Raw genomic sequence first — 12,238 nt, forward strand, 5'->3', positions numbered from 1 at the left:
TAACAGTGACTCAAGCGATGCTGAACAATGGCTACGCAGTTGAAGTGCCTGTTGCACCAGGCGCAACTGAAGTGAATGTGACTGCACACGTCATTGATATCGCGGGTAACCCATCTGCAACCGCCACAGACAACCAGCCAGTTGACAATGTGGCTGCACCTGCACCGACTGTAGAGTTCAGCGGCATGGGCAGCGATGGTATTTATAACGCCAGCGAAATTGGCAGCGACGGCACTGTTACTGCAACGGTAACGTTAGCGGTGGGCACTCAAATCGGTGACACGCTAGTGGTAACTGACGGCAGCGGAAACGTATTAGCCACCGTAACAGTGACTCAAGCGATGCTGAACAATGGCTACGCAGTTGAAGTGCCTGTTGCACCAGGCGCAACTGAAGTGAATGTGACCGCGCAAGTGATTGATATCGCCGGTAACCCATCTGCAACCGCCACAGACAACCAGCCAGTTGACAATGTGGCTGCACCTGCACCGACTGTAGAGTTCAGCGGCATGGGCAGCGATGGTATTTATAACGCCAGCGAAATTGGCAGCGACGGCACTGTCACTGCAACGGTAACGTTAGCGGTGGGCACTCAAATCGGTGACACGCTAGTGGTAACTGACGGCAGCGGAAACGTATTAGCCACCGTAACAGTGACTCAAGCGATGCTGAACAATGGCTACGCAGTTGAAGTCCCTGTGACGGCTGGGGCAACTGAAGTGAATGTCACTGCACAAGTCACTGACGCTGTGGGTAATCTATCAGTTATTGCAACTGATAAAGAAGGAGTCGATAAAACGGCTCCAACAGCATTATCAATTATCATAGTTGATGATGGTACGCCTGGAGATGGCTGGTTAAATAATAATGAAATATTAGCCAATGGCAGTGGAATCCAAATTAAAGCGGAGGCAGATCATGCAGATCTTACTGCCGGAGGCTTTGTTTCAATTTCTACCATTGTTAATGGCGTTGAAGTTTCATTTGACCTGAAATTAGAAAATGGTCAATTAGTTAATTTGGATGGCTCTGTTCCGACTGTTGCTTTCAGTTATAACAATGGTGAGATTTCATGGACTGCTGATGTACCTCCTGCAGGAGAGCAAATTACTGTTGAGATATCTCAAACTGACGCTGCAGGTAATGAATCTATAACTGTTACTGACACCGCAATAATAAACGATGTAGATGCCAATGATGATTTACCTGGCTCTGCATATACAGTCACAACAGGCTCAAGCACTAGTTGGGTTATTCCACAGTCAAACGGTGAAAACAAAATGACCATATCAGCTCGTAATGCTGATGGCTCTATGGGTGTGGTAAATATTGAAAGCGGTACAGGGAAGCTTGGCGTGTCAGGCTCTCCTCGTGTAGCGGACCAAATTGTTGGCCAAATAGAATACGATTCAGCTTCTGGTACATCAGAATCGATCGTCATTGATTTTAATGGGTTAGTGAATCAAGCAACCTTTAGTGTTTCGAATATGTTTACCAATGAAAACGACGGTGAACAAGGGACTTGGAAGGCTTACTATAATGGCCAATTGGTTGCGAGCGAAACATTTAAAACACTTTCTGGTGACACAGGAACATTCACTATCGATACCGGTAATATCGTCTTTGACCAGTTAGTTTTTGAGGCGACTAAAACCATTAGTGAAACAAATGGTGGCCCAGCATTAAGTGATTCTTCAGATTACTTCTTGACGAGTATTACTGCGGCGGGCCCTGCTATTATGGGAACCTATTTAGTCTCTGAAGATGGCGTGTTAACCATCTCAAATACTAGCAATGGTCTACTAAACAATGACTCTGACGCTCAAGGTAATACATTCGCGTTAACCAATGTAAATGGCGCGGCTGTTACTGATGGCCAAGTCGTTATATTACCTAGTGGTGCATTATTAACTATCCACAGTGATGGTACTTATTCTTATGACACTAATGATTCATTTGAAGCCTTAACAGCAGGTCAACTCGCTACAGATACCTTTACTTACACAGTAACTGATCAATACGGAGCCACCGATACCGCGACTGTAACAATTAACATTGTTGGCGAATCTGATTCGGGCACGGTTTACGATAAGTACACTGGTAATCCAGGCAACGATGTAATTAAAGGAACCGTAAATAACGATATTATTATCAGCGATCAGCAAGGCTTACAGATTGTTGCTGGCGAAAACTATAATATCGCATTTATCTTTGATACATCGGGCAGTATGTCTGGCGTTATCGCTGAAGCGAAGACGCAACTAGAAGCCGTTTTTGATTCACTGGCTAATAGCGCGACGGGCTCGCACAGCGGTACCGTAAATGTGTTGCTGACTAATTTTGCATCTGGTTCAAATTACACTGTATCGGTAAACATGGACGAACCGGATGCAGTGCAAAAACTACTGACTGAATTAGCTAAAATGAGTGCGACTGGGTCGACTAACTATGAAGCTGGCTTTGAGTCTGCAATAAATTGGTTTACTAGCAGCACAGTGCTAAATAATGTTGGAAATAATATTTCTTACTTCATTACTGATGGTTCACCAAATGCGCAAACAGTTGATACTAATACTTCAACAGTATTAATGAGTTATGACGTTTCGACAAGTAGCTATCAAACCTTAAGTAGTTTGTTGACCTCTAATAACTATTCTAAAGGTAAAATCATCAGCATAGATGGTCAAGTCGTTGTCAATGCTAGCGGTGCTGTGTATTCACCATACACAGGCGCTAAAATTGGCCAATTAAGCTTTAACACTGACAATAGTGTTAAAAGCTTTACAGACAGTGGAACAAACACAACAGCACAGGCGCTACATGCATTTAATTTACTTGCTGCTGTGTCTGAAGTTGAAGCAATCAGCTTAGCAAGCGCTAACGGTAGCACTACGGTCAATGAAGCCAACCTAAAACTATACGACACTGATGGTTATGTGCGAGCATCTATCGATGTATCAGACCTATCAAGTGTTATCACCGGCTCTGAGACATTACAATCTCAAGGTGATGATAATACGATTGGTAACCAAGGCGATGACATTATATTTGGCGACCTTGTTAAATTTAGTGGTTCATCTGAACAAGGATACGTTGCATTACAAACCTACATAGCAGATAAGACTGGCCAAAATGCTGCTGATATTGATGTTCAAGCTGTACATGAATATATTCGTACTCATGTTAATGAATTTAATATCAATAATACCAATGACGGCAATGACATTTTAGATGGCGGTATCGGAGACGACATCTTATTCGGTCAAGGCGGTAATGATACTATTTATGGTGGCGAAGGTAATGACGTTCTTATCGGCGGTTTAGGCAACGACACGCTAATCGGTGGATTAGGCAGTGACACCTTTGTGTGGTCTAAGGGCGACACTGGGACTGATACCATTAAAGATTTTGAAGTGAACAACGATACACTTCATATCAGTGATTTATTGCAAGATGAGCAGAATGGAAGTCTAGATGACTATCTAGACTTCTCATTCAGTGATGGTAATACAACTATATCAATCGATGCAGATAAAGATGGTACCGTTGACCAAGTTATCGTTTTAGATGGTGTTGATCTATCACAACAATATGGTGCTACAACCGATGGTGTTATAATCAACGGGTTATTAAATGACGGTGCACTTATTGTTGACACTCCAACAGAGAATCCTGCACCGTCACCAGGAACAACACAACCTGACCTATATGATCAGTACAGTGGAAATATTATTCCTTAATAACAACACATTGGATGCGTCACATAGTAATATGTGACGCATCACTTGTTATTTCTAACAATAATAAATTAAGGACTCTTATTAGGTGCCTATAACTGCGTCTAAAACTAGCGAGCAGTGGACTATTTCTGCTTCTCAACGAGTAACGGTTGATCCGCTACTCGATTGCTTAGTATTGCTGACAGAACACTTTGGCAGTCCATGCTCTATTGACTCTTTGGCAGCGGGTTTACCACTGTCAGGCTCAGTTATTTCTCCTGAATTAGTGCCACAAGCGGCTGCTAGAGCTGGCTTGTCGGCCAAATTGTCACGTAAAGACCTAAATCAAATATCAGATATACTATTGCCATGCATTTTATTATTTAAAGATAAAAAAGCATGTGTATTACGTGAGATCGATTTAAAAAATGACAAAGTTGTTATCCAGTTACCGGAAACTGGCGGTGAAGACAATCTAACACTTGAGGAACTAGAATCCTTATATGTGGGTTACTTATTTCTGGTCAAACAAGATTATCATGGCGATAAAAGCTTTGATGTTCATTTGCATGACAACAGTACTCACTGGTTAATGCAAAGTATCAAAGATTCTGCCCCCATTTATAGAGATGCGCTTATTGCATCAGTATTAGTTAACCTATTCGCATTAGTTTCACCACTGTTCATTATGAACGTCTACGACAAAGTGGTGCCCAATTTAGCGTTTGAATCGCTTTGGGTATTAGCTATTGGTGCAGGGATTGCTTATCTATTTGACTTTATCATGCGACAACTGCGGAGTTACTTAATCGATATCGCAGGTAAAAAAGTCGACATTATTGTTTCATCAAAATTATTTGCTAAAGCCATCGGTATTCCACTGTCAAAACGCTCCCCAAGTGTAGGCGGAATGGCAAGGCAGCTCGGTGAGTTTGACAGCATTAGGGAGTTTTTGACCTCTGCAACCATAACTGCATTAGTCGATTTACCTTTTGCTTTTCTATTTGTCATTATTATTTATATTGTGGCAGGCGATTTAGCACTCATTCCTGTTTTTAGTAGTATCGTTATTATCGCCGTGACACTCTATCTGCAGCCTAAATTAAAGCAAGCCATTGAAGAGAGTAATCGTTTTTCCAGTTTAAAACACGGCCATTTGATTGAAAGTTTAAGCGCACTTGAATCTATTAAGGCAAATGGCGCAGAGGGATTAGTCCAAAAAAGCTGGCAGCAAATGATTGGCCATACAGCTAACTGGCAGTTAAAAAGCAAAAAACTCTCTAACCATGTAGCACATATTGCCAATTTTATGGTGCAAGTTACGGTGGTGCTAGTTGTTATTTTGGGTGTATATCGTTTAGCTGATAATGAAATATCCATGGGCGGTATTATTGCTGCTGTCATGTTATCAAGCCGGGCAATAGCTCCAATGGCCCAATTAGCAGGCCTTATCTCTCGTGGTAACCATACGATTAGCTCGTTACGTCAACTTGATGCAATCATGGAAGAAGAGGATGAGTTTGAAGACAAAGGCCACCTCGTCAGCAAAGAACGTTTTATGGGGAAAATCGAAGCCGATAACATCAGTTTTAGTTTTCCTGGGACAGAAAAACCGAGTTTGCATCCATTATCACTGCGTATCAAACCTGGTGAGCGAATTGCTATTATTGGACGTAATGGTTCCGGTAAAAGTACTCTAGCAAAGCTGCTACTTGGCTTGTATAAACCAACTCAAGGTAGTCTTCGTTATGATGGTTTAGACTCAGGACAAATACACCCAAGCGATTTAAGACGTAACTTTGGTTATTTGCCACAAGATGTCACCCTGTTCCACGGTACTATTCGAGATAATATTTTATTTGGATCGCGCCAAGTCACTGAACATCAATTAATGAGAGCCATTCAGCTTTCTGGTGTAAGCATGTTCACCAATTTAGAGTCTGAAGGACTTGATCAGCAAGTCGGTGAAGGTGGTCTAGCATTAAGCCGAGGCCAACGCCAAACCGTAGCCTTAGCTCGAGCAACACTGAATGACCCATCGATATTGCTAATGGATGAACCCACTGCCAGTTTAGATGCTCGCGCAGAGAAACAATTTATTAGATCGATGCAACTTGTTAGCCGTGACAGGACCTTGCTATTAATTACTCACAAAATGCACCTGCTCAACTTAGTTGATCGTATTATAGTATTAGACAAAGGCCATGTTATGGCTGACGGCCCTAAAGATGAAGTGCTTGCCATGCTTAACTCTGGCGCAATGGCTGGAGAGCAAAACGCATGAGCAAACATCTAACGGCAGAAGATTTAGAGATGGTTGACGATGTATACGGCGCCATCATGACCGATGCCCCAACAGGACATCGACTCATTATTTGGTCATTAGCCGCAATGATGGTCTGCTTTGTTATTTGGGCATATTTTTCTGAATTAGACCAAGTTACAACAGGCCAAGGCAAAGTCATTCCGTCATCGCAACTGCAGGTAATTCAGAGCTTAGATGGCGGAATACTTCAAGAAATCTATGTTCAAGAAGGGGTAATGGTTACTAAAGGTCAACCATTAGCTCGTATCGATGATACGCGTTTTAGGTCTGATTTCGGCCAGCAAGAACAAGAAGTCTATGGATTGCAAACAAACATAATCCGTATGCGCGCTGAGTTAGACAGCATTTTGATTTCAGATATGTCTGCTGACTGGCGTCAACAAGTTAAAATCACCAAGCAGACATTGGCTTTCCCTGGAGAGACAATAGAAGCTGAGCCAGAGTTAGTAAAACGCCAGCAGCAAGAATACTCATTACGTTTAGATAACTTAAATAATCAACTTGAAATATTAGTGCGCCAAATCCAGCAACGTCAGCAAGAAATTGAAGATTTAGCATCAAAAATCAGCACTCTAACGAAAAGTTATCAACTCGTTAGCCGTGAGCTTGAATTAACTAAACCACTTGCTCGAAAAGGGATTGTGCCAGAAGTCGAATTATTAAAGCTTGAGCGAATAGTCAATGACATCCAGGGTGAACTTCAGTCGTTACGCCTCTTAAGGCCTAAAGTAAAAGCTGCAATGGATGAAGCAATTCTAAAACGGCGTGATGCTGTATTTGTTTATACGACCGACTTACGCGCACAATTAAACGAATTACAAACAAAATTATCACGTATGAACCAAGCACAAATTGGCGCTTTTGATAAAGTCAGTAGAGCGGTAATATCTTCACCAGTCATTGGCACAATAAAGAAAATCTACTTTAATACTTTAGGTGGGGTTGTGCAGCCGGGTGAACAAATCATTGAGATTGTGCCATCAGAAGATAAACTACTGATAGAAACTAAAATTACACCAAAAGATATTGCTTTTTTACATCCAGGGTTACCCGCTATAGTTAAAGTCACAGCATATGACTTTACTCGGTATGGCGGCCTTAAAGGTACAGTAGAACATATTAGTGCCGATACATCACAAGATGAAGAAGGTAATAGTTTTTACATTATAAAAGTAAGAACTGAACAATCGAGTTTACTAAAAGACGATGGCACAGAGATGCCAATAATCCCAGGAATGCTCACTTCGGTGGACGTTATTACTGGGAAAAAATCAATACTTGAGTACATTTTGAATCCAATTTTAAGAGCGAAAGATACCGCCCTTAGAGAGCGCTAAGAGAACCAGGAGGGTTTTAGATGAGCACGACTAATAATCTGCACACAAAGATCAGTGCTGTTGCACTTGCTTTGTCAGTGCTGATTGCACCAACAGCCTCAAGTCAATCACTTGAACAGGCTGTAGCACATACACTAGATACTAACCCAGATTTACGTATTGCTTTTAACCAATTTAAAGCACGTGAGGAACAGGTTAATCAAGCAACTTCAGGTTACTTGCCTACAGTTGACATAACAGCTGGTTACGGCTGGGAGCAAACTGATAGTCCTTCAACCCGTCGTAAAGCAGATCAAGGTGACGTTGATAGCGATGGCGTTATTGACCTTGAGCGTGGTGAAGCAGGCTTTAGCATTAAACAAATGCTATTTGATGGTTTTTATACCAGTAGCGAGGTTGATCGTTATTCGTATGAAGCTACAGCCGATCAATGGGCATTATTTGCTGCAGCAGAAGACATGGCATTAGATGTAGCTAAAGTATATTTAGACTACATCCGTAGCCAGCAAGTGTTAACGCTGTCAGAAAAAAACCTAGAAAGCCATAAAGCCATTTATGATCAAATTAAAGAACGTACCGACTCAGGATTAGGCTCAATTGCAGACTTATCCCAAATTACAGGTCGTTTAGCACGTGCGAATGCGAATGTGGTTTCTGCAAAAAACAATTTAGAAGATGCTAAAGCTGCATTTGTTCGGATTGTTGAATCAGAACCGGAAGATCTTATTTTGCCTGTACCAGATGCAGATATGATCCCAGAAAGCTTAAATAAAGGTGTGATGCAAGCTAAAAGTAACCATCCGATCCTTAAGTCTGCTGAAGGTGATATCAACGCGGCAAAATATGAGCGTAGTTCTGCTAAGGCAAATTATTTCCCGCAATTAAGTTTAGAACTTAACGGTAACTGGAATAATGACGTTGATGGTGAAGACGGTTATAGCGCATTGAGTAGTCAAAATGTAAATGGCCATAGCAATGATTTAGTCGCTATGGTTCGCGTTAAATATAACTTATTTTCAGGCGGAAAAGATTTAGCACGCGACAGAGAGACCGCGTACAAAATTAATGAAGCCAAAGAAATTCAGCAACGTGCATACCGCCAAGTTGTGGAAGGTATTTCTTTAGCGTGGAATGCTTACGAAATGCTTGCACCACAAAAGCAATATATTCGTGAACACGTTGTCGCGGCCAAGCAAACTCAAGTCGCATACGTGCAGCAGTTTAATTTAGGTCAGCGCACCCTACTCGATTTACTCGACACTGAAAACGAGTTATTTGAAGCGCGTAAAGACTATCTACAAACTGAATATGACGAAATTGCAGCTCGCTACAGAGTCTTAAATGCTACAGGCAGTTTGCTTGACTCACTGAGAGTCACACGCCCTGAAGAGTGGCGTGGTGAACGCTCTTATGAGGGAGGGGTTCAATAATGAAATATTTAATGATTCTACTCGCTATGTTGACCGCTACTGGCTGTGCAATGAATGATATTGTCGAGCTCAATAAACCAACAGAGCAAAAATTTGATCTAACTGATCAAGACAAAGATGGTGTTATCACTGCACGTGAAAACTGTGCAGGAACCATTTTAGGCGCTGAAGTTGACAACTATGGTTGTGGCCAAGTTAACGATATCAATGACAGCCAAGAGCTAAAAATCTTATTTGCAAATAACTCTGAGGTCATTGAGCCACAGTATTATGACCAAATAGAGAAAATTGCTAAGCTGATGAAAAAGTACCCTACGACAAACGTGATTATCGAAGGTCATACTAGCCTAAGAGGCAGTTATGAACTCAATTTAGCCTTGTCTCAAAAGCGTGCAAAATCAGTTATCGATGTGCTCGAAAATACCTTTGGTATTAGCCCTCAGCGTATGTCAGCTGTTGGTTATAGTTTTGATAAACCAATTGATACCAGTGGTACACCTGAAGCGGAAGAGCGTAATAGACGTGTTATGTCGACAATATCTGGCGAAGATACAATGTCAAAGATGAGATGGAATATCTATACTGTTGACGATGAGAATGAATAATCGTTAATCAGGATATTGATCATTGAGTCGTAAAGACAAATATGTCAAAGCATCGTTTTATAAAAGGGTCTGCCACAGTGTAATTGTGACATCGGCCCTTTTAGTTTCATGCTTATTTGCCGCGCCAACTCAAGAGTTGAATCAGCAACAGATAGTATCTGCATTAACAAAACGTTACGGCGATAGAGCTGCATTAAGAGTTAATGCTTGGTTTAAAATTATCGATGATGCGCAGCAATTAAGTGATATTGATAAATTAAATAAGGTGAATCACTTCTTCAATTTATTTAGGTTTATCGATGACCAAACTCTGTGGGGGGACTCAAACTATTGGGCTTCGCCTATGGAGTTTATTGGTGTAAACGGCGGCGACTGTGAAGATTTCTCTATCGCAAAGTACTTTACCCTACTCCAGCTTGGAGTCTCGGAAGATAAACTGCGGATCACCATGGTAAAAGCCACAACGTTAAACCAATACCACATGGTATTAGCTTATTACGAACAACCCAATTCAATACCACTGGTATTAGATAATTTAGACAAAGCCATTAAACCTGCCACACAAAGAAGAGATCTTCTTCCTGTATACAGCTTTAATGGTAAACAATTATGGTTAAACAAAGAAAAAGGTCGAGGAGTGTTAGCTGGCTCATCATCACGCCTTGAAAAATGGACTGACCTTAAACTTAGATTAGGTGTAGATCGCTTACGCCGACCAAAACTCAACATGGAGTAGTGACAACATGACTTTGTTCAGGCAGATCTATGCGTTACTTTTTGCACTTTTCTTGTTAACTATTGCAAGTGTGGCCTACGTACAATTCTCAGAAACCCAAGGTTTTTTAACCAAGCAGATGGAATCTGATCTTAATAATGCCAGTAACTCATTAGGATTAATGCTCACTCCGGTATTGGAGTCAGGTGATACCGCTGGGGCAGAGACTTTAGTAAATGTTATTTTCGAAGGTGGTTATTACCAACAGATTAAACTCACATGGTTAGTCGACGGCAAACAACAGGTTTGGAATAATTCAGTCAAAGTGAGTAATGTCCCACAATGGTTTATCGATCTAAATCTGTTTAAGAGTATCAATAAACAAACAACAATAACATCTGGCTGGCTACAACTTGCCACCTTAGAAATCACCGCCCATCCAGGATTTGGTTACCAAGAGCTGTGGCGCATTATTACTGATATTGTCATCTTATTTTCCATCTTATTTTTAATTGCCATTGTATTTGCACGAGTTGGATTAAGCTGGATTTTAAAACCATTAAACACGCTTTCTGTACATGCAAAGCAAATTGCCGAACGCCAATTTGGTCCAGATATGCCAGCCCCAAAAACCAAAGAGCTCAAAGAACTGGTTAATGCATTCAATAGTATGTCTGCGCAGCTGAAACAAGTTTTTAATTCACTAGACGAAGAAGTATCAGCGTTACGTAAAAAAAATCTCGTCGATCAGGTATCTGGATTACCTAATAGGCAATACATGGTTAGTCGCATTAACGGCTGGCTAAGCGAACCAAGTACCGGTGCACTCTACTTAGTCAAAATGGACTGGTTAGAAGACGTGCACAGTAAATATGGTTTTCAAGTTCGTGACGAAACCATACGTATCCTGTCTGAAAAGTTACAACAACATCAAGACGAAATTGCTCATTCAGTCATAGCTCGAATTGCGGCCTATGAATTTGCATTTTTAGTTGAGGACTGTGAACACGACCAGTTAACTAAGTACCTGCAAAGCCTCATTCGCACCATAAACAAAGAAATATCTAAAGCTGGATGTAAACCTAATGAGCAATTCAATATTGGTGTTGCCGAACGTTTAGGCCAAATGACAGTTTCAGATATGATGGCTCAAGCAGATAACGCACTGCAACAATCAATCAAAGAAGCCAAAGTATTCCATTGGTTTGAAAATACACAGCAACAATTATTCACCCGTGAAGAGTGGCGTACAAATTTAGGTTATGCTATTCAAAACAAAAAGTTTGAGTTCCGCTGGCAGCCAATTCAATTAAGCGCCAAAGATGAGATCTGCCAGCGCGAACTATATTGTCAATTACAAATTGCAGATACCACTCTCCATGCTGGGCAATTTATGCCCTATGTTGAGCTATTGTCACTGGGTACCATGCTCGATAGATGTCTAATAGAGACAGTAAATCAACACAGATTGCTTGAACGCAACTACGAAAGAGTCGCGATTAATTTAACTAATCAAAGTATCAGCGATCTTGAGTTCCATTCATGGCTTAAACAGTTTTTACGAGCCAATAAATATTCTGAGCGAATTTGTTTTGAGATCCCAGAAGCGAGCGTATACAGCGATTTAGAAGCGTGTGAAAACCTATGTAAAGTCATTCGTGATTGTGGTGCACAATTTGGTATCGACCACTTCGGTCGTCAATTTGGCTCAATGGCATACTTACAAAGTTTAAGGCCACATTACGTCAAACTCGATCAATCATTTGCTTATATTGAAGATAATCAACATAACAGTGAACTATGCCGAGCATTAGTGAATGTAGCTAAAGGCTTAGACATACAAGTGATTGTAACTGGTATTCAAGAGAGACAGCAGCTCAGCCGCTTTACAGAGCTTAGGGTCGATGCATACCAAGGCTTTATCTCGCCACCGGTTAATGTAAAGCTTTAACAGATACCAACAGTTTTAGAGACAAACCACTCTTCGGAGTGGTTTTTTATTGCTCCGACGTTGGCTCTTATATGAGTTTGATTGCATTTATATATTTAAAATGCAGCTACACAAGCCAAGTACTCCTGTAACCCTCCCTTTATGCGCGAAGCATT

The 12,238-nt window shown here is 41.2% G+C and carries 7 protein-coding genes; all 7 read left to right on the forward strand.

Going from position 1 to position 12,238, the window contains the following annotated elements:
• A partial coding sequence (locus IEY40_RS19120; protein ID WP_188959076.1) for a beta strand repeat-containing protein occupies positions 1-3,740 on the forward strand: 3,740 nt, incomplete at its 5' end.
• 85 nt (positions 3,741-3,825) lie between these two features.
• The gene (locus tag IEY40_RS19125) at positions 3,826-6,003 is read left to right on the forward strand and encodes a type I secretion system permease/ATPase (protein WP_188959078.1); all 2,178 of its coding nucleotides are present in this window, start codon (positions 3,826-3,828) and stop codon (positions 6,001-6,003) included.
• Positions 6,000-7,382 carry an HlyD family type I secretion periplasmic adaptor subunit gene (locus IEY40_RS19130; RefSeq protein WP_188959080.1) on the forward strand — a complete coding sequence of 461 codons (1,383 nt, stop codon included), beginning with the start codon at positions 6,000-6,002 and terminating at the stop codon, positions 7,380-7,382. Before IEY40_RS19125 ends, IEY40_RS19130 begins: the two co-directional genes overlap by 4 nt.
• 20 nt (positions 7,383-7,402) lie before the next feature.
• Positions 7,403-8,812 (forward strand): TolC family outer membrane protein, encoded by a 1,410-nt coding sequence (locus IEY40_RS19135; RefSeq protein ID WP_188959082.1) that lies wholly within the window; start codon positions 7,403-7,405, stop codon positions 8,810-8,812.
• Positions 8,812-9,417, forward strand: coding sequence for an OmpA family protein (locus tag IEY40_RS19140; RefSeq protein ID WP_188959084.1), 606 nt, complete (start codon positions 8,812-8,814; stop codon positions 9,415-9,417). The genes IEY40_RS19135 and IEY40_RS19140 overlap by 1 nt, the downstream gene beginning before the upstream one ends.
• Before the next feature lie 85 nt (positions 9,418-9,502).
• Complete coding sequence (locus IEY40_RS19145) at positions 9,503-10,153, forward strand: transglutaminase-like cysteine peptidase (RefSeq protein ID WP_188959086.1); 651 nt, start codon at positions 9,503-9,505, stop codon at positions 10,151-10,153.
• 7 nt (positions 10,154-10,160) lie between these two features.
• Positions 10,161-12,083: a bifunctional diguanylate cyclase/phosphodiesterase gene (locus IEY40_RS19150; protein WP_188959088.1), complete on the forward strand. Its 1,923-nt coding sequence runs from the start codon at positions 10,161-10,163 to the stop codon at positions 12,081-12,083.
• Positions 12,084-12,238: the final 155 nt, after the last annotated feature.

Source organism: Shewanella ulleungensis (assembly GCF_014648315.1).
In the GTDB taxonomy this organism is placed as follows: Bacteria; Pseudomonadota; Gammaproteobacteria; order Enterobacterales; family Shewanellaceae; genus Shewanella; species Shewanella ulleungensis.